The following is a 19427-nucleotide window of genomic DNA, read 5'->3' as shown; positions in this document are numbered from 1 at the left end:
ATGGAACTGACAAAAAGACCAAGAAGATTAAGAGGTAGCGAAAACCTTCGTAAGATGGTACGTGAGACAAGAATGGATAAATCTTCTCTTATGTATCCTATGTTCGTAATGGAAGGAGAAAATAAGGAAGAAGAAATTCCGTCCATGACCGGGCAGTACCGTTACAGCCTGGACCGTCTTCCGTATAAACTGGAACAGCTTTCCAAAGCCGGTGTAGGCAGTGTGATGTTTTTTGGTATTCCTGACCATAAGGATGAAGTGGGCAGCGGTGCCTATGATCCGGAGGGGATCGTTCAGAGAGCTCTTCGCATTGCAAAAGAGAAATTTCCGGAGCTTTATTATGTAACAGATGTATGCATGTGTGAGTACACTTCCCATGGCCATTGCGGCGTTCTCTGCGGTCATGATGTGGATAATGACAAGACACTGGAGCTTCTTGCAAAAACAGCACTTTCCCATGTGGAGGCAGGTGCGGATATGGTTGCTCCATCTGATATGATGGATGGCCGTGTTGCAGCGATCCGTCAGTGTCTGGACAAGGCAGGACATTATACAACACCGATTATGTCCTATGCAGTAAAATATGCTTCCGCATTTTATGGTCCGTTCCGTGAGGCAGCAGATTCTGCTCCGTCTTTTGGTGACAGAAAGAGTTACCAGATGGACCCACACAACAGCAGAGAAGGACTGAAAGAGGCACTTGCAGATGTGGAAGAGGGCGCAGATATCATCATGGTAAAACCGGCTCTTGCATACCAGGACATGATCTGGCAGGTAAAGGAGATCACAAACGTTCCGGTTGCCGCATACAGTGTCAGCGGTGAATATGCAATGGTAAAAGCAGCAGCTGCAAACGGCTGGATCGACGAGGAAAGAATCGTAGGTGAGATGGCTACCGGAGCATTCCGTTCCGGCGCACAGATCTATCTTACCTATTATGCAGAACTTCTGGCAAGGCTTATGGATGAAGGGAGAATCGGCTGATGACAAAATCAGAACAGTTATTTGAGCGTGCGGTAAAAAGAATCCCGGGAGGTGTAAACAGCCCGGTAAGATCTTACGGAGCCATCGGTGAGGCACCTCGTTTTATTGAAAAAGCAGATAAATGTTACATCTATGATGTGGATGGAAACCGCTATGTGGATTACATTGATTCCTGGGGCCCGATGATCCTGGGACATAATTTCCCGGCGATCCGTGAAAGCGTGATAAAAGCCTGTGAAAATGGCCTGAGCTTTGGCTGTGCTACAGGAATCGAAGTAGAGATCGCAGAATTTATCTGTGAACATATTCCACATGTAGATATGATCCGTATGGTAAACTCAGGTACAGAAGCTGTTATGAGTGCCATCCGTGCAGCAAGAGGTTTTACCGGAAAAGACAAGATCATCAAATTTGCAGGTTGCTATCACGGACACAGTGACTGCCTTCTGGTAAGTGCCGGCTCCGGTGTCATGGCAAGTGGTATTCCGGACAGCGCCGGTGTTCCGAAGGGCTGTACACAGGATACCATGACGGCTACCTACAATGATGCCGCCAGTGTGGAAGCACTTCTCAAACAGGAAGAGGGAAATGTGGCAGCCGTGATCGTGGAGGCAGTAGGAGCAAACATGGGTGTGGTTCCTCCGAAACCAGGCTTCTTAAAGCGGCTTCGTGAGCTTTGCGATGAGCACAATTGCCTGCTGATCTTTGATGAAGTGATCACAGGCTTCCGACTTGCCTTTGGCGGAGCAGCAGAGTATTTTGGTATCCGTCCGGATCTTGTCACCTACGGGAAAATAATCGGCGCAGGAATGCCGGTAGGCGCTTATGGCGGACGTAAGGAGATCATGGATCTGATCTCACCGTGTGGTCCTGTATACCAGGCAGGTACCTTAAGCGGAAACCCGGTTGCCATGGCTGCAGGTTTCACACAGCTGAAATATCTCTATGAGCATCAGGAAATCTACAAAGATCTGGCTGCCAAAGGTGAGAAGCTTTACGGCGGCTTGAAGAAGATCGTGGAGGAAAAAGGTCTTCCATATCAGGTAAACTATGATTCTTCTCTGGCAAGTATTTTCTTTACAAACCAGGAGGTAAAAGACTATGTTTCTGCAAAAACATCCAACCTGGAGCTTTTTGCAAAATATTTCAAGGGAATGCTGAAACGAGGCATTCATCTTGCACCTTCCCAGTTTGAGGCGATGTTCCTTTCCACAGCGCATACAGATGAAGTAATTGATGAAACTCTGGAAGCAATGAGAGGCGCTTTGGGAGATCTGTAAAGAGGCGTAATGGATGCGCAGGAGTCGATCCATTTGCGTGGATCATGTGTGAACGGCAGTTTTGCATAAAAAATTGCACAAAAGATAACAGGATGGTAACTTGTTCTTGCAGAAGCTTTGTGATAAAATAAACACAAAAATACGTAACCAATGTAAAAAGCAGGAGGCCAGAACTTATGGGAAAAAAGAAGTACGTGGCTTACGTGGGAACATATACCCATGGAACCAGTAAGGGAATTCAGGTATACGATGTAGATGTAGAAAAAGGAACACTCACAGAACGAAGCGAAGTGGAAGTTAGCAATGCTTCTCATCTGGCAGTATCAAAAAACGGTAAATATCTGTATTCCATTGAGGATGAGGGTGTAGCTGTATTTGAAAGAGACAAGAACGGTGATCTTACCCGCCTCAACAGTGTGGATATCAACGGAATGCGAGGCTGCTATCTTGCAACAGATGTGGACGGAAGATATCTTTATGTGGCAGGGTACCATGATGGTAAGGTAACGGTTGTACATACACATAAAGACGGCCGTCTGGGAAGTGTTATGGACGGCGTTTTCCACAAGGGACTTGGAAGCGTGGCAGAGCGTAACTTCCGTCCGCATGTTAATTGTGTACGTCCGACACCGGATAATAAGTATCTCTGTGCGGTAGATAATGGTATCGATCAGGTTAAGATCTATCGTATCAATAAGAAGAAAGACAAACTGGAGCTGGTTGACATTCTTCGCTGCCCGAGAGAGAGCGGCCCTCGTATCATCCGTTTCAGTGATGACGGAAGATTTGCATATCTTCTTTTTGAGCTCAGCAATGAGGTGAAGGTATACAGCTATGACGGAAGTGGTAAGAATCCGGAGTTTCAGCTGCTTCAGAGCATTACCACTCTTGGAAAAGAGGATTCCAATGATGCGCTCCATAACGCAGCTTCCGGTATGTCTCTTTCCGCGGACGGTAAATATCTTTTCTGTACAACAGCAGGTGAAAATACTGTGACTATGTATGCAGTAGACCAGGAAACAGGCCTTCTGACCAAGAAATTTACACTTCCGATCAGTGGTGATTACCCGAAGGATCTTATGATCTTCCCGGATAACAAGCATATTGCTGTTGCCAATCATGCCAGCAACAGTATTACCGTTTTCACTGTGGATTATGAAAAGAATATCATCATGATGAACGAAAAACCGAGAAAGATCGAGACACCGAACAGTATCCATATCTGGCCGGTACCGGATACATGCGAGCAGTTGGACTAAGAACAGGATTGATCAAAGTAAGTCTTGTACAGGCAAACAAAAACAGACTCAGGGACGAGTAGGAACTTTCCCTGAGTCTGTTTTTTTGCGCATTTATAATTTTTTATCTGACAGGTCAAAATGTGAAATTACCGCTGATAAAATTCGTGGATACGATCCATCCGTGCACTCATATTGTTAAAAAGTGCATCTGTAATGGTAAGTGCTGCCATAGCTTCCACAACGACTACTGCACGCGGTACGATCACCGGATCATGCCGGCCCTTGATCTCAAGCTCCAGGTTTTCTCCGGTGTTGGTCACAGTAGACTGAGACTGACTGATGGAAGGAGTAGGTTTGATATGTGCACGGAGTATGATATCACTGCCGTCACTCATACCACCCATAATACCACCTGCATGGTTGGAGGTTTTGGAAATAATGCCGTTTTTCTGTACAAAACCGTCGTTGTCTTCGGAACCGGTAAGGCGTGTCACATTGATGCCGTCACCGATTTCAACAGCTTTTACAGCACCGATGGACATGATCGCATGAGCGAGGGTAGCATCCAGCTTGTCAAAAACCGTATCGCCCAGACCGACAGGAACGTTTTTGATGCGGCATTCGATCACGCCGCCAGCACTGTCCTGACTGTTCAGACATTGTTCGAGATAGGCAGATGCCTTTGCGGCTGCGTCGGCATCTGGCATGCAGAGTGCATTATTTCGGATCTCTTCTTCTGAGAAGGACCGGATTTCCACAGGACCGATGGATCTTGCGTAGGTAGTAAATGTAATGCCAAGTTCGTTTAACAGCTTGATGGCAATGGCACCGGCTGCCACACGTCCGGCGGTTTCTCTTCCGGAGGAGCGTCCACCTCCACGGTAATCACGGAATCCATATTTCTGGTCAAAGGTAAAGTCTGCGTGACCGGGACGATAGGAGTATGCGATATTTCCGTAATCTCTGGAACGCTGATCTGTATTGCGGATCAGAAGAGAAATTGGAGTACCGGTAGTCTTTCCTTCAAAAACTCCGGAAAGGATCTCCACCAGATCTCCTTCCTTACGGGCAGTTGTATAACGGCTCTGACCGGGCTTTCTCCGGTCAAGAAAAACCTGGATATCTTCTTCGCAGAGAGAAAGACCTGCGGGACAGCCGTCGAGAACGGCACCGATAGCCTTGCCGTGAGATTCTCCCCAGGTGGTAACCACGAATTTTTTTCCGAATGATGACTGACTCATTTGTATAACTTCCTTTCGTTGGAATTCTGGAATCATTATATAGGAAGCCGGAAAAAATGTAAAGAACGTGGAAGGCAGAATGAATTTTCATGTAAAGATCATGTGAAATTATTTAAAAGCTCTTTTAAAAAGAAAAGGTATGAATTGACAAAGCTATTTTGACTATTTATAATAAAAAAGAATTTTGCCCTGGCAAAAGAAAAGCAAGAGAAGGGAAGTGGGAATCGTGGTAAGGATTTACAAGACAATAGACGGAGCCATCCACCAGATACAGGAACCGGAGGAAGGCTGCTGGATTGCGCTGACGAATCCGACGGCAACAGAGATTTTTGAATTTTCCGAGAAGTTTGATATAGAGGTTGACGATTTACGATCCCCTTTGGATGAGGAAGAACGGTCACGTATCGAAGTTGAGGATAATTATACACTGATCCTGGTTGATGTTCCTATGATCGAGGAACGTAATGACAAGGACTGGTATGGGACAATACCGCTTGGCATCATTGTGACGGGGTCTATGATCTTTACCATCTGTCTGGAGGATACACCGGTTCTTACCAGATTTATGGAGGGAAGAGTCCGGAGCTTTTTTACCTATATGAAGACCCGTTTTATCTTTCAGATCCTTTACAGAAATGCGAGCATGTACCTGCGTTATCTGCGTATCATTGACAAAAAAAGTGAGCAGGTGGAAGAAAAACTGCATCTTTCCACAAGAAATGAAGAGCTGATCGAGCTTCTGGAGCTGCAGAAATCCCTGACTTATTTTATCACATCACTCCGGTCCAATGAGGTTGTGCTGGAGAAGCTTCTGAAGATAGACAGCATCAAGAAATATCCGGAGGACACCGATCTTCTGGAGGATGTCATCACTGAGAATAAGCAGGCGATCGAAATGGCCAATGTGTACAGCGGTATCCTGAACGGAACTATGGATGCTTTTGCATCGATCATCTCCAATAATATGAATATCGTTATGAAGGTACTGGCGATCATTACTATTGTCATGAGTATTCCGACTATTGTGTTCAGTGCTTACGGAATGAATGTGGCTGGTTCCGGTATGCCCTTATCAAGGAGTCCATTGGGATTTCTGATCATTATCCTGATTTCTGTGGCAATCAGTGTTGTGGCAGCGATCATTCTTTCCAAGAAGCGATTTTTCTGATTTTCAAAAGTTTTCTGAAAGGAGATTTTAATGAAATTTATCGACAAACTGGAACGTAAATTCGGAAGATTCGGGGTTCCGAATCTGACTGTTTACATCATCGGATGTTATGTGCTGGGGTATTTTCTGGCTATGTTTGCTCCAGGAGTTTTGAATATGCTGAGTCTTGATATGTCCATGGTCATGAAGGGACAGATCTGGAGACTGGTGACATGGGTGATCTATCCGCCGTCCAGTGTGGGAGGAACCGGCAATCTTGTGATGTTCCTTCTCGCAATCTTTTTTTTCTATTATCCGATTGGTACTTCACTGGAACGTACCTGGGGAACTTTCCGGTACACATTGTATATTTTTTCAGGTGTTTTGTTTACTGTGATCGCAGCAGTGCTTTTACATGTATTTACAGGTGGTTATGTGGTGATGAACGGGATCGCCTATTCTCTTGGCGGAAATATTTTTACCACATATTATATCAGTCTTTCTATTTTCCTTGCCTATGCAGTCACATATCCGGATCTTCAGCTGCTTCTTATGTTTGTGATCCCGATCAGGATGAAATGGATGGCCTTTGTATACGGACTGTTCATTGCGTGGGATATCGTATCTTATCTTCGAGTCGGGCTTTGGGTAGGTGTAGTACCGATCGTAGCATCACTTTTAAACTTTGTGATCTTTTATTTCAGTACCCGTGATATGAACCGATACAATCCGAAAGAGATCCACAGGAGGCAGCAGTTTAAGAAGGCTGTGGCTCCTTCCAGAACAGGGTCCGGTCCGAATGGGATCGCCAAGCATAAATGTGCGATCTGCGGACGTACCGAAAAGGATGACCCAAACCTGGAGTTTCGTTTCTGCTCAAAGTGCAACGGAAATTATGAATATTGTCAGGATCATTTATTTACACATAAACACGTACAGTAAAACGCACAAACGAAGGAGAACATTATTATGAAAAAAACTAAGATTATCTGTACACTTGGACCTGCCAGTAATAACAGGGAAACTCTGAAGGCTCTTATGGAGAATGGAATGGATATTGCCAGATTCAACTTTTCTCACGGAGACCACGAGGAGCAGAAGGGCCGTGTGGATATGATCAAGGAGCTTCGTGAGGAGCTTGATATGCCTATTGCCATGCTTCTTGACACAAAGGGACCGGAGATCCGTACCAGACTTTTAAAGGACGGACAGAAGGTTAAGCTGGAAGCGGGAAAACAGTTTGTACTTGGAATTGGCGATTTTGAAGGCGACAGCACAAAGGTTGCTATCACATATGAGACACTTTACAAGGATGTAAAACCGGGAAACAGAATCCTCATTGATGATGGTCTGATCGAGTTGGAGGTTAAGGCAATCAAGGGAACCGATATTGTCTGTGATATCTTAAACGGTGGTGAGCTGGGAGAGAAGAAGGGTGTAAATGTTCCCTATGTAAAAGTAAATCTTCCGGGAATCACAGAGCAGGATAAAAAGGATATTATCTTTGGTATCGAGCAGAAATTTGATTTCATCGCGGCATCTTTTGTCCGTTCCGCAGAGGTGATCCGTGAGATCCGTAAGCTTCTGAATGATAATGGTGGAAAGGATATCGGTATTATCGCGAAGATCGAGAATGCAGAGGGTGTTGAGAATATTGATTCCATCATTGAAGCATCTGACGGTATCATGGTTGCCAGAGGAGATCTCGGTGTGGAAATTCCTGCAAGCCAGGTACCTCACATCCAGAAGGAGATCATCCGTAAGTGTAACGAACATTATACACCGGTTATCACAGCAACACAGATGCTTGATTCCATGATCCGTAATCCGCGTCCTACACGTGCAGAGGTAGCTGATGTTGCCAATGCGATCTACGACGGAACCGATGCGATCATGCTTTCCGGAGAGACAGCAGCTGGTAAATATCCGGTTGATGCTCTTAAGATGATGGCAGATATCGCAGAGATGACAGAGCCGCATCTGGATTATAAAGTGTTTATTGAACATCGTTCCATGGATGGAAGAGAGAAGATCTCCAGTGCAGTGGCACTTGCAACGGTGCGTACTGCAAAGAACCTGAAGGCGAACGCTATCGTAACACCGACAATGAGTGGAAATACAGCCAGACTGATCTCCAATTTCCGCCCGAAGGTTCCAATCTATGCGATCACACCAAACTCAACCATCCAGCATAAACTTCAGCTGATCTGGGGTGTAACACCTCTGAAAGGATATCAGAGAGATACCACGGACCATATCATGTCTCAGGCCATGAATGTTGTCCGCAGTCGTCATCTGATACATAAAGGAGACCTTGTTGTATTTACAGCAGGAGACCCTGCGACCAACATGACAAACGGTCGTGGTGCAGTGACAAATATGATGCACGTGATTGAGGCAGAATAAGACTGAGTTTTCTTCGGGAACAGCAGTCGGAAAAACAGGAGATGCAGTTATTATGAAAAAAGAACCATTTGTGACACTTGAGAAACTTAACGAAATTACTGAAAAGTTTCCGACACCCTTCCATCTCTATGATGAGAAGGGGATCCGTGAGAATGCAAAAGCCCTGAAAGAGGCCTTTGCATGGAACAAAGGATTCAAGGAATTTTTTGCGGTAAAGGCAACACCGAATCCATATCTGATCAATATTCTGCAGGAGTATGGCTGTGGCTGCGACTGCTCCTCAGAAACAGAGCTTATGATGGCCAAGGCAGTAGGCTGCAAAAAGGGCGATATCATGTTTTCTTCCAATGACACACCGGAGAAAGAGTTCAGATATGCAGATGAGATCGGTGGGATCATCAACCTTGATGACATCACACATATTGAGAGCGTAGAGAAAGCTCTCGGAAAAATCCCGGAAGTGATCAGCTGCCGTTACAATCCAGGTGGAGTATTTAAGATCAGTAACGGTATCATGGATAATCCCGGAGATGCAAAATACGGAATGACTACCGAGCAGATCTTTGACGCATTCCGTATCCTGAAATCCAAAGGTGCCAAAGAGTTCGGAATCCATGCATTCCTTGCAAGTAACACAGTGACCAATGATTATTATCCAATGCTTGCAAAGGTTATGTTTGAGCTTGCCGTGAAGCTTCAGAAGGAGACAGGTGCACACATTAAATTCATCAACCTTTCCGGTGGTATCGGAATTCCTTATAAACCGGATCAGGAGCCAAATGATATCCGTGTGATCGGTGAGGGTGTCCGCAAGGTTTATGAAGAAGTCCTTGTTCCGGAAGGAATGGGGGATGTTGCGATCTATACAGAGCTTGGCCGTTTCATGATGGGACCGTATGGCTGTCTTGTCACAAAAGCAATCCATGAGAAGCATACACATAAAGAGTATATCGGCGTAGATGCCTGTGCAGTAAATCTGATGCGTCCGGCTATGTATGGTGCTTATCATCACATTACGGTTATGGGTAAGGAGAAAGAGCCGTGCGATCATAAATATGATGTGACAGGTTCCCTCTGTGAGAATAATGATAAATTTGCCATTGACCGTATGCTTCCGAAAATCGACAAGGGAGATCTTCTTGTGATCCATGATACAGGTGCTCATGGTTTTGCAATGGGTTATAACTACAATGGTAAACTGAAATCTGCAGAGATCCTTCTTCATGAGGACGGCAGCTTTGAGATGATCCGTCGTGCCGAGACACCGAGAGATTATTTTGCAACCTTTGACTGCTTCCCTGTTTTTGAGAAACTTCTTCAGGATGAAGACGAACTGAAATAAAATAGCGGAAATATATAAAAACAGCCCTCTATGCATCTTGGTAATGATGCATAGAGGGCTGTTTTATGTTTAAGTATCTGGTAGGCATAAGATCGCGAGCAGGGCGGAAGGTGGTCAAATGCAGGGTTACAGCTTCCGGCTGCCGGAGATTTCTGCCAGGGCTTTTCTAAACTCAAAGAAAAACAGGATGGCAGTAAATGTAACGGCCAAGATATCCGCAACCGGCTCGGCCATATAAACTGCATTTGTCCGGTCAGCACGGAAAATATTGGGCAGGATATAGATCAGCGGGATGACCAGAATAAATTTCCGGACAATAGCCACAATGATGGAATCTTTGGCTCTGCCAAGGGAGATAAAGGTCATCTGGCAGGCAATCTGGATACCAAAGATAAACACAACTGCCATATAGATCCGGAGCGCTGTTTTTGTGAAAGCAAGTAATGTACTGTCCGAAGTAAACATTCCGGCAAAGATCTGCGGGAAGATCATAATGATCAGCCACAGGATCACGGAATAAGAAACACTTGTTTTTATAAGAAGCTTAAATGTAGAACGTACACGTTTTTCGTTACGTGCACCATAGTTGTAGCTGATGATAGGCTGTGCACCCTGACCAAGTCCCTGAAGAGGAAGCATGGCAAACTGCATGACGCTGGTAAGGATAGTCATGGCTCCTACTGCAACATCCCCGCCGTATTTTAAGAGTGAGGAGTTGTAGCAGACAGAGATAACGCTTTCACTGAGCTGCATGACAAAGAGAGAAGAGCCAAGAGCCATACAGGGCAGAATGATATCGGCTTTCAGTTTCATGGTGCTTTTCCGAAGCTTCAGGAAGGTCTTTTTTCCAAAGAGGAAGGAGAGGACCCAGATGCAGGAAAATGCCTGGGAGATCACTGTTGCCAGAGCAGCGCCCCGGACACCCATGTGGAATCCGAAAATAAAAACCGGATCCAGAATAATGTTGGAGATCGCACCGATCAATACGGAGAGCATTCCGGTTTTTGCGAATCCCTGGGCTGTGATGAAATTATTCATGCCAAGAGTCAGCTGTACAAAGATAGTTCCTACTGCATAGATATTCATGTAACCCACCGCATAGTCGATGGTGTTTGCACTGGCGCCGAATGCAAGGAGAAGGCTGCGGTTTCCGAGAAACAGGATAACAGTCAGGATCAGGGAGATGATGATCTGCATGGTGAAGCAGTTTCCGAGAGTCTGTTCGGCTTTCGACGTGTCATTTTTACCCATAAAGATGCTGGCTCTGGGAGCGCCTCCGTTTCCGACAAGAGCAGCGAAGGCAGATACGACCATAATAAGCGGCATACATACACCTACACCGGTAAGGGCAAGAGCACCCTCTCCGGGAATATGACCAATATAGATACGATCGACGATATTGTAGAGCATATTGATGAGCTGTGCGGCAACGGTAGGAAGTGCAAGCTGCAGAAGAAGCTTTCCGACAGACTCGGTTCCTAAAAAGCTTTTGTCTTTTTCCATTTTTTTATTCCTTTCGTGTTTTTTGATAGTATATAATAAAGACCTGACAGATTTCTCCGTCAGGTCTTTTATGCGAATGCCGCTGGCCGGACTCGAACCGGCACGGATCGCTCCGCTTGATTTTGAGTCAAGTGCGTCTGCCAATTCCGCCACAGCGGCATAACCATTTATTATAATAGCACAGTATCAGGTGGCTTGCAAGGATTTTTTCAGAATAAAGGTATTATTTGGAAATATTTTTAATTCTAAAAAGTTTATGAAATCGGATGAGGCATCCTTGAAATTGACTGAAAAAAGTGGTAGAGTGTACTACAAGGCTGTACCACTTGATATAGCACTGTGGATATAGCAATATACTATAAGATAACGGAGGAGACTGCATGAATCTGAATTCAAAAAAACCAGAGAAGCGGCCGCTGTATGTATATTACATTATTGCGGTCGTAATTATTGTTTTGCTGAATGTTTTTGCTCTTCCTGCTCTTTCTGAGAGAAGTGTAAAAGAGACCGATTACACCACCTTCCTGAAAGCTGTAGACAGAGGAAAAGTATATGAAGCAACTATTAATTCTGATTATATCTATTATACGATGAAGGTAGATGGAAATGATGTCTATTGTAAGACGGTATCTGTAGAGGATCAGGATCTTGTATCCCATCTTTACGATGCGGGCGTAAGTATAGAGGGTACTGCACCTCAGAGACAGTCCCTGCTTTTATCTCTGATCCTGGGATATGTACTCCCGATCGCAATCTTTATTCTCCTGGGACGCTGGCTCAGCAAGAAGATGATGAGTTCCATGGGAAACGGAGGACCGGGAGGAATGATGTCCTTTGGCAAAAGCAATGCCAAGGTTTATGTGAAATCCTCTACGGGAATCAAATTTTCAGATGTTGCCGGTGAGGATGAAGCCAAGGAGCTTTTGACGGAAATTGTAGATTTCCTTCATAATCCGGAGAAATACAGAGAAATCGGTGCTTCCATGCCGAAGGGTGCCCTTCTTGTAGGCCCTCCCGGAACCGGTAAAACTCTTCTTGCCAAGGCAGTTGCCGGTGAGGCGGAGGTTCCGTTTTTCTCAATTTCCGGTTCGGAATTTGTGGAGATGTTTGTGGGTATGGGTGCTGCCAAGGTCCGTGATCTTTTTAAACAGGCCAATGAGAAGGCACCATGTATCGTATTTATTGATGAGATCGATACGATCGGCAAGAAACGTGACGGCTCCGGAATGGGCGGCGGAAACGATGAGCGTGAGCAGACACTGAACCAGCTTTTGACAGAGATGGACGGTTTTGACGGTTCCAAGGGTGTTGTGATCCTGGCAGCTACCAACCGACCGGATTCCCTTGACCCTGCACTTCTTCGCCCGGGACGTTTTGACAGAAGGATCCCGGTTGAGCTTCCGGATCTTCAGGGGCGTGAGGAAATCCTGAAGGTTCATGCCAAGAAGATCAAAATTGCGGATACAGTCCGGTTTGATGAAATTGCCAAGGCGGCAGTCGGTGCCTCCGGTGCGGAGCTTGCCAATATTGTCAACGAGGCAGCTCTCCGTGCAGTCCGCGACGGACGGAAATTTGCCACACAGGCGGATTTTGAAGAAAGCATCGAAGTTGTTATTGCCGGATATCAGAAAAAGAACCGTGTACTTTCCAATAAGGAAAAGCTGATCGTTTCCTATCATGAGGTTGGTCATGCACTGGTTGCTGCCAAGCAGACAGATTCTGCACCGGTCCATAAGATCACGATCATTCCACGTACCTCCGGTGCACTGGGATATACCATGCAGGTAGATGAGCAGGAACATTTCCTGATGACTAAGGAAGAACTGGAGAATAAGATCGCTACATTTACAGGCGGCCGTGCAGCGGAAGAGCTGATCTTCCATTCCATTACTACCGGTGCCTCCAATGATATTGAGCAGGCGACTAAGATTGCCAGAGCGATGATCAGCAGGTATGGTATGAGTGATGATTTTGACATGGTTGCCATGGAAAATGTAAGCAATCAGTATCTTGGCGGAGATGCAAGTCTAACCTGTTCCTTTGAGACGCAGACGCTTTTGGATAAGAAGGTTGTGGAGCTTGTAAGACGGGAGCATGAAAAGGCTACGAAGATCCTGACAGATAACATCGGAAAGCTCCATGAGATTGCCAAGTATCTGTATGAGCATGAGACGATCACCGGTGAGGAGTTTATGAAGATCTTGAATGAAGCGCCGGTGGAGATTGAGAATACACAGGAAAATTAAATATGTTGGCGGGAGGGACGCCGAAGGGAATACTTCTGTAAGGTCTTCGGCTTCCGTTGGGCGTTAGTTCTAAGGCCCTGAAAATCTGCTAAAACCATTAAAAAAAGTTCGGAACTCGCGGCTTGTTGCCGCTCAGACAGCCGAACTTTTTTTTATAACGCAGATTTCCAGAACCTAAGGACTAGCAGCCCTCCTCCAGAGACAGAGCCATACAGAAGTATTCCCTCCGGCTGTGCTCTGGCCATGTGGATTGCTTCTGACTAGTCTTTACCATATTTCCGGGTGTACCTTGGAACAGGTGAGTGCCAGACTTCCGGGGCCGATGTGGCAGGAGACGCTCAGGGAGAGAGGGAAGATGTTGACTTCACCGATATTCGGGAAGGTGGTGAGGACTTCTTTTTGGAATTCTTCGGCTGCTTCCAGGTTGTGGGAGTGGATGACATCCAGGTTGATCTTTTCTCCAAAGCGGTCTGCAATGTCATCTTTGATGGCTTTAGTCATAGTGTTTTTTGCCTGGGTCATGGTGCGGGCCTTGGAGAAGGCGTCCAGCTTTTCGCCCTGGATCTGCAGAACCGGTTTCAGACGGAGCATGGTTCCGATGGCTGCAGCTGCAGGAGTGATGCGGCCGCCCTGTTTCAGGTACTTCAGAGTAGCTACAGTGATATAGATGCTGGAGTCGAAGCGGGTTTCTTCCAGCCAAGTTCCAATCTCATCGGCAGAGAGACCGTTTTTAGCCTGCTGGATAGCCTCGATGGCAGAGTAACGTAAGGTTCCGGAGATCCTCTGGTTGTTTACGACACGTACACGGCCATCATAGTCTTCTGCAAGCATGCGGGCAGTCTGCATGGAACTGGAGAGACCGCTGGACATGGGGATATGTACGATCTCGTCGTAGTCTTTGAGCAGCTTGTCCCAGAGGGTAGTGACGGATTCCGGTGTGGGCTGGGATGTGGAAACTTTGCAGCCTGGATTTTGTTCAAGATGCTGAAAGAACTCTGATTGGTTCATGTCAATGTCTTCCAGATATTCCTTATCATCTATAAAAAACGGCATTGGAAGCATGTAGATGCCAAGGTCTTTTACCTGAGCGGGAGACATGCCGCAGTTACTGTCTGTAACGATTGCTATAGATTTCATAATGGTGATCCTCCTTGCCTGGATTTTCATATTTGGTCAGTTTTTCTGTTTTCTGACCGGGATATCTCAAGTATACCACAGGAAACCGCCCTTGTCATTCAACGTTTAATTCGCTATAATGATATAATATTCTGGGAAATATTTCCCCAGTCTGGGGCAAATTGTGAAGCGGGATCTCAGAAGAGGCTTATCATATGGGAGAATCCGCTGCTTTGAAAGAGAGGGAAAATATGAACTGTCGTATTGCAGAGGGAATGGTTAATAAATATATCGATCATACGTTGCCGTTGAATGATCTGGAGGATTTTCTAGAGCATATTGAGAAGTGTTCCTCCTGCTACGATGAGCTTGCCACATATTTCATTGTACATAAGGCCATGCAGCAGCTGGATGAGAAACAGGAAGATACTGTTCTGGATTTTAAGGAGCTTCTGGAAGAGGATATCCGAAAATCCAGAAGGTATATCCGAAAAAAGAAATTTCACAGAGCGATCGCTGCAGTGGCAGTCTGCGTTCTGATCGCGGCACTGGTGGTCTTTCTTGTTTTTGTGATCCTGGAACTGAAGGAGGGAATTTGATTTTGAGTGAAAAAATATTACTGATCGATGGTCACAGCATCCTGAACCGTGCGTTTTATGGTCTGCCGGATCTTACCAATGCAGAAGGATGCCATACAGGAGCGGTATATGGATTTCTGAATATTATGTTCAGGATCATGGAGGAAGAGAAGCCGGAGTATCTTACCGTTGCATTTGATCTGAGTGCACCTACGTTCCGGCATAAGAGATATGAAGCTTATAAAGGTACCCGAAAACCCATGCCGGAGGAGCTTCGGGAACAGGTTCCGCTGATCAAGGAGATGCTTTCTGCCATGGGAATCAACATCATGTCCCTGGAAGGCTATGAAGCAGATGATCTTCTTGGTACGGTCGCCAGAAGAAGTGAAGCAAAGGGTATGGATGTTACCATTCTTTCCGGAGACCGTGATCTTCTTCAGCTTGCCACAGATAAGGTGCTGATCCGGCTTCCGAAGACTGTCCGGGGAAAGACAACCGTTGAAAATTACCATACAGCGGAAGTTCTTGAGAAATATCAGGTAACGCCGCCGCAGATCATAGAACTGAAAGCGCTGATGGGCGACAGCTCCGATAATATTCCGGGAATCCCGGGCGTTGGAGAGAAAACCGCGACCAAGATGATCGTGCAGTTCGGTTCCATTGAGAATGCTCATGAGCATCTGGAAGAAGTAAAGCCTAATAAGGCGAAAGAATCTCTTCGTGAGCATTATGATCTGGCACAGCTTTCCAAAGAGCTTGCAACCATCAACACAGATAGTCCGCTGGAATTTTCCTACGAAAAAGCGAAAGTGGAAAATCCCTATACTCCGGAGGCATATGAATTGTGTAAACGCCTGGAATTTAAGAACATGCTGAACCGTTTTGATCCGGCTACGACAGCAGATTCCTCCATGGAACTGGAATTTTTTACCTGTAATGATCTTTCCGGTGTGGAGGCACTGTTTGAAAAAGCAGCGCAGAAAGATCAGGTGGGTATTTCTGTTCTTGCAGATCCGGATCAGGTGTATACCGTGGGATTGGTCCTGGATGAAAAAGAAATCTATCAGATTCCGGTGGGAGGACTTCTCACAGGGGATTACCTTTGCGGAAAACTGAAAACTCTGGCGGACAGTACGGTGCTCTGTGCTATGGATATTAAATCAGTTCTCAAACATGTTTCCCTTGATGATCCGAAGAAGGTTTTTGATGCGGGGGTTGCTGCATATCTTCTGAACCCGCTGAAATCTTCCTATTCCCATGATGATATCGCCAAAGAATATCTGGATGGTATGATGTTCCCCTCAAAGGAAGACCTTCTTGGAAAGACTTCTCTGAAAAAGGCCTGGGAAGAGGAACTGGAATGCCTTGGAAATTATGCCTGCTATCAGGCGTTTGTGCCCTGCATGGCCCGAAAGGTTCTTCTTGAAAAACTGGATGAAACAGGCATGCGTAAGGTTTATGATGAGATCGAGCTTCCTCTTGTCTTTACCCTGGATTCCATGGAAAAATGGGGGATTTCCGTTAAGGGTGAAGAGCTTAAGAACTATGGTGAAAAACTTAAAGTCCGTATCCAGGAGCTGGAAAAAACCATCTGGCAGGAAGCAGGGGAGGAGTTTAATATCAATTCCCCGAAACAGCTGGGTGTGATCCTTTTTGAAAAGCTGGGACTTCCAGGTGGAAAGAAGACCAAGACCGGCTATTCCACAGCGGCGGATATCTTGGATAAGCTGGCGCCGGATCATGCCATCGTAAAAGATATCCTGGAGTACCGCCAGCTGACCAAGCTGAAATCCACTTATGCAGATGGTCTCGGAAATGTGATCGGAGAAGATGGAAGGATCCACTCTACTTTTAATCAGACGATCACAGCAACCGGTCGTATCAGCAGCACAGATCCGAATCTTCAGAACATACCGGTCCGCATGGAGCTGGGCAGGCTGATCCGTAAGGTTTTTGTGCCGGAGGAGGGATTTGTATTTCTGGATGCAGATTATTCCCAGATCGAGCTTCGTGTGCTGGCACATATGTCCGGTGATGAAAAACTGATCCAGGCTTATCGTGAGGCGGAGGATATCCACCGGCTCACCGCATCCCAGGTGTTTCATGTGCCGCTGGATGAAGTGACATCTCTTCAGCGAAGAAATGCCAAGGCGGTAAATTTCGGAATCGTTTATGGGATCAGTTCCTTTGGACTGAGCCAGGATCTGAGTATTACCAGAAAAGAGGCAGCTGCCTATATTGAGAAATATTTCGAGACCTATCCGAAGATCAAGGGCTTTCTGGACGGTCTGGTAAAGGATGGCAAGGAACACGGTTATGTGACAACTATGTTCGGCAGACGAAGGCCTGTGCCAGAGCTGAGATCCAGTAATTTCATGCAGCGCTCCTTCGGAGAACGTGTAGCCATGAACTCTCCGATCCAGGGTACTGCAGCAGATATCATCAAAATAGCCATGAACCATGTTTATGAACGAATGAAAAAAGAGGGACTGCGTTCAAGACTGGTGCTGCAGGTTCACGATGAGCTTCTGATCGAGACAAAGAAAGAAGAGATCGAGGAAGTTTCCCGTATTCTGGAAGAAGAGATGAAGGGAGCTGCAGACCTTGCAGTGGAACTTGACGTAGATATGCACCAGGGTGACAGCTGGTATGAGGCGAAATAAATGAGAGTGATCGGAGTAACCGGCGGAGTAGGGGCCGGAAAAAGTACAGTACTTGGAATCATGGAAGAAGATTTCCAGGCATATGTGATCCAGGCAGACCAGCTTGGTCACATTCTGATGGAACCGGGGGAAGAATGTTACGATGCGGTGATCGCATTGTTTGGAAAAGAAATCATAAAAAAAGATAAAACTATTGACCGGAGACGGATTTCTGATGTAGTATTCACAGATAAGGATATGCTTTTGAAATTAAACGGGATCATCCATCCGGCTGTAAAGCAGAGAATCCTGGATCTTCTTGGAGAACAAAAGGAAGCTGGAAGAGAGATCTGTGTTGTGGAAGCTGCTCTTTTTCTGGAAGAGAATTATCAGGAATTCTGTGATGAAGTCTGGTATGTGTATACAGAGGAGGAAATCCGGATCCGTCGTCTGATGGAAAGCCGTGGCTATTCCAGAGAGAAATCTCTTGGCATTATCCGAAACCAGGTATCTGACCAGGTTTTCAGAGAACATACGGATTATGTGATCGAGAATAATGGAGATCTGAAGGATACCCGGAGACAGATCAGAGAAGGGATAGAGAGAAATGAGACTTTGTAGTATTGCCAGCGGAAGCAGCGGCAACTGTATTTATGTGGGATCTGAGGAGGCACATGTTCTGGTAGATGTGGGGATCAGCGGGAAGAGTATTGAAAAAGGCCTGAATTCCCTGGATCTTACCGGAAAAGATGTGGACGGTATCCTGATCACACATGAACATTCCGACCATATCAAGGGACTGGGAGTGATCTCCAGAAAATATGGAATTCCCATCTATACCACAGGTGGAACCGCAGATGCCATGCTTCGTATGAAATCCCTTGGAAAAATGCCGGAGGGACTGATCCACGAGATCCGGGAGGATGAGCCTTTTGGGATCAAGGACCTGACGGTAAATCCTTTTACCATTTCCCATGATGCTGCACAGCCGGTGGGTTACCGCCTGGAATGCGGAGAGCATTCTGTGGGCATTGCCACAGACCTTGGAAAATATAATGATTACATTGTAAAAAATCTGGAGAATCTGGATGCGGTGCTTTTGGAAGCAAATCATGACATCCGCATGCTTCAGGTTGGAAAATACCCTTATTATCTCAAACAGAGGATTCTGGGAGATCGTGGGCATCTCTCCAATGAGAATGCAGGACGTCTGCTCTGTCGGATCCTCCATGATAATTTGAAGGCGGTTTTTCTTGGCCATTTAAGCAGAGAAAACAACTATGAAGAACTTGCCTACGAGACTGTGTGCTCGGAGGTGACACTTGGTGACAACCCGTACCGTTCTAGGGATTTTAAGATCCAGGTAGCGAAGAGGGATCACATATCAGAAATAATCACAGTGTAGAAAGGAAAAAACGATGAAGAAGACAATTATCACAGTAGTAGGAAATGACACAGTAGGAATTATTGCAAAGGTTTGTACATATCTTGCAGAGAATCAGGTTAATATTCTGGATATTTCTCAGACCATCGTTCAGGGTTACTTCAACATGATGATGATCGCAGACACAGCAAAATGTGAAAAGGATGGCGGTGAACTTGCAAAAGAGCTTGAAAATCTGGGTAAGGAGATCGGTGTTGTGATCCACTGCCAGCATGAAGATATTTTTAACATGATGCATCGAGTATGATCAAGCAGCG

Annotated in this window: 16 protein-coding genes and 1 tRNA gene; 13 read left to right on the top strand and 4 right to left on the bottom strand. The window is 45.8% G+C overall.

Annotated elements, in window-relative coordinates:
- The 3 genes from hemB (at window position 1) to NE671_RS03135 (ending at window position 3523) form a co-directional block, all read left to right on the top strand.
- Window positions 1-984, top strand: a complete 984-nt coding sequence (gene hemB, locus NE671_RS03145; protein WP_022426908.1) for a porphobilinogen synthase — start codon at window positions 1-3, stop codon at window positions 982-984.
- The gene (gene hemL / locus NE671_RS03140) at window positions 984-2264 is read left to right on the top strand and encodes a glutamate-1-semialdehyde 2,1-aminomutase (protein ID WP_129975036.1); all 1281 of its coding nucleotides are present in this window, start codon (window positions 984-986) and stop codon (window positions 2262-2264) included. Before hemB ends, hemL begins: the two co-directional genes overlap by 1 nt.
- Before the next feature lie 176 nt (window positions 2265-2440).
- On the top strand, window positions 2441-3523 hold the full coding sequence (locus tag NE671_RS03135) for a lactonase family protein (protein WP_118369173.1): 1083 nt from the start codon (window positions 2441-2443) through the stop codon (window positions 3521-3523).
- A 128-nt stretch (window positions 3524-3651) separates the two neighbouring features.
- Here the strand turns inward: NE671_RS03135 and aroC are convergent, their stop codons facing one another.
- A complete protein-coding gene (gene aroC, locus NE671_RS03130) occupies window positions 3652-4746 on the bottom strand; it encodes a chorismate synthase (protein WP_195273815.1) in 1095 nt (364 codons plus the stop codon).
- A 226-nt stretch (window positions 4747-4972) separates the two neighbouring features.
- Between aroC and NE671_RS03125 the strand changes: the two genes are divergently transcribed.
- From NE671_RS03125 to NE671_RS03110, 4 genes are read left to right on the top strand one after another with little or no spacing between them, the layout of a single operon-like run.
- Window positions 4973-5914, top strand: coding sequence for a magnesium transporter CorA family protein (locus tag NE671_RS03125; RefSeq protein WP_022426904.1), 942 nt, complete (start codon window positions 4973-4975; stop codon window positions 5912-5914).
- 30 nt (window positions 5915-5944) lie between these two features.
- The gene (locus tag NE671_RS03120; protein ID WP_059085913.1) at window positions 5945-6835 is read left to right on the top strand and encodes a hypothetical protein; all 891 of its coding nucleotides are present in this window, start codon (window positions 5945-5947) and stop codon (window positions 6833-6835) included.
- Window positions 6836-6862: 27 nt separating this feature from the next.
- Window positions 6863-8299: a pyruvate kinase gene (gene pyk / locus NE671_RS03115; protein WP_021653035.1), complete on the top strand. Its 1437-nt coding sequence runs from the start codon at window positions 6863-6865 to the stop codon at window positions 8297-8299.
- A 52-nt stretch (window positions 8300-8351) separates the two neighbouring features.
- Window positions 8352-9641, top strand: coding sequence for a diaminopimelate decarboxylase (locus NE671_RS03110; RefSeq protein WP_173722174.1), 1290 nt, complete (start codon window positions 8352-8354; stop codon window positions 9639-9641).
- Window positions 9642-9767: 126 nt separating this feature from the next.
- Here the strand turns inward: NE671_RS03110 and NE671_RS03105 are convergent, their stop codons facing one another.
- A complete protein-coding gene (locus tag NE671_RS03105; RefSeq protein ID WP_110103270.1) occupies window positions 9768-11144 on the bottom strand; it encodes an MATE family efflux transporter in 1377 nt (458 codons plus the stop codon).
- Window positions 11145-11221: 77 nt separating this feature from the next.
- Window positions 11222-11303 (bottom strand) — tRNA-Leu (locus tag NE671_RS03100).
- Window positions 11304-11524: 221 nt separating this feature from the next.
- Here NE671_RS03100 and ftsH point away from each other — a divergent pair.
- Entirely contained in the window at window positions 11525-13390 is a 1866-nt protein-coding gene (gene ftsH / locus NE671_RS03095) for an ATP-dependent zinc metalloprotease FtsH (RefSeq protein ID WP_015525255.1), read from the top strand.
- A 267-nt stretch (window positions 13391-13657) separates the two neighbouring features.
- On the opposite strand, the gene NE671_RS03090 is transcribed toward ftsH, so the two are convergent.
- Window positions 13658-14527, bottom strand: coding sequence for a DegV family protein (locus NE671_RS03090; protein ID WP_129975042.1), 870 nt, complete (start codon window positions 14525-14527; stop codon window positions 13658-13660).
- 194 nt (window positions 14528-14721) lie between these two features.
- Between NE671_RS03090 and NE671_RS03085 the strand changes: the two genes are divergently transcribed.
- Genes NE671_RS03085 through NE671_RS03065 form a run of 5 tightly spaced genes read left to right on the top strand, consistent with a single transcriptional unit; the run spans window position 14722 to window position 19417 of the window.
- Window positions 14722-15105: an anti-sigma factor family protein gene (locus NE671_RS03085; RefSeq protein WP_022427101.1), complete on the top strand. Its 384-nt coding sequence runs from the start codon at window positions 14722-14724 to the stop codon at window positions 15103-15105.
- Between the two features lie 2 nt (window positions 15106-15107).
- Entirely contained in the window at window positions 15108-17747 is a 2640-nt protein-coding gene (gene polA, locus NE671_RS03080; RefSeq protein WP_129975044.1) for a DNA polymerase I, read from the top strand.
- On the top strand, window positions 17748-18347 hold the full coding sequence (gene coaE / locus NE671_RS03075; protein WP_129975046.1) for a dephospho-CoA kinase: 600 nt from the start codon (window positions 17748-17750) through the stop codon (window positions 18345-18347).
- A complete protein-coding gene (locus NE671_RS03070; RefSeq protein ID WP_129975048.1) occupies window positions 18334-19131 on the top strand; it encodes an MBL fold metallo-hydrolase in 798 nt (265 codons plus the stop codon). Before coaE ends, NE671_RS03070 begins: the two co-directional genes overlap by 14 nt.
- A gap of 13 nt (window positions 19132-19144) precedes the next feature.
- Entirely contained in the window at window positions 19145-19417 is a 273-nt protein-coding gene (locus NE671_RS03065; protein WP_015525249.1) for an ACT domain-containing protein, read from the top strand.
- Window positions 19418-19427 lie beyond the last annotated feature (10 nt).

This window comes from Blautia sp. DFI.9.10 (genome assembly GCF_024461705.1).
Lineage (GTDB): Bacteria > Bacillota > Clostridia > Lachnospirales > Lachnospiraceae > Blautia_A > Blautia_A fusiformis.
This window is presented reverse-complemented; position numbering and strand designations above follow the sequence as displayed.

Coding starts and splice junctions, on each gene's coding strand:
- hemL (WP_129975036.1), top strand. CDS start 984: ATGACAAAATCAGAACAGTTATTTGAGCGTGCGGTAAAAAGAATCCCG.
- NE671_RS03110 (WP_173722174.1), top strand. CDS start 8,352: ATGAAAAAAGAACCATTTGTGACACTTGAGAAACTTAACGAAATTACT.
- NE671_RS03120 (WP_059085913.1), top strand. CDS start 5,945: ATGAAATTTATCGACAAACTGGAACGTAAATTCGGAAGATTCGGGGTT.
- ftsH (WP_015525255.1), top strand. CDS start 11,525: ATGAATCTGAATTCAAAAAAACCAGAGAAGCGGCCGCTGTATGTATAT.
- pyk (WP_021653035.1), top strand. CDS start 6,863: ATGAAAAAAACTAAGATTATCTGTACACTTGGACCTGCCAGTAATAAC.
- NE671_RS03135 (WP_118369173.1), top strand. CDS start 2,441: ATGGGAAAAAAGAAGTACGTGGCTTACGTGGGAACATATACCCATGGA.
- coaE (WP_129975046.1), top strand. CDS start 17,748: ATGAGAGTGATCGGAGTAACCGGCGGAGTAGGGGCCGGAAAAAGTACA.
- NE671_RS03070 (WP_129975048.1), top strand. CDS start 18,334: ATGAGACTTTGTAGTATTGCCAGCGGAAGCAGCGGCAACTGTATTTAT.
- hemB (WP_022426908.1), top strand. CDS start 1: ATGGAACTGACAAAAAGACCAAGAAGATTAAGAGGTAGCGAAAACCTT.
- aroC (WP_195273815.1), bottom strand. CDS start 4,746: ATGAGTCAGTCATCATTCGGAAAAAAATTCGTGGTTACCACCTGGGGA.
- NE671_RS03090 (WP_129975042.1), bottom strand. CDS start 14,527: ATGAAATCTATAGCAATCGTTACAGACAGTAACTGCGGCATGTCTCCC.
- NE671_RS03105 (WP_110103270.1), bottom strand. CDS start 11,144: ATGGAAAAAGACAAAAGCTTTTTAGGAACCGAGTCTGTCGGAAAGCTT.
- NE671_RS03085 (WP_022427101.1), top strand. CDS start 14,722: ATGGGAGAATCCGCTGCTTTGAAAGAGAGGGAAAATATGAACTGTCGT.
- NE671_RS03065 (WP_015525249.1), top strand. CDS start 19,145: ATGAAGAAGACAATTATCACAGTAGTAGGAAATGACACAGTAGGAATT.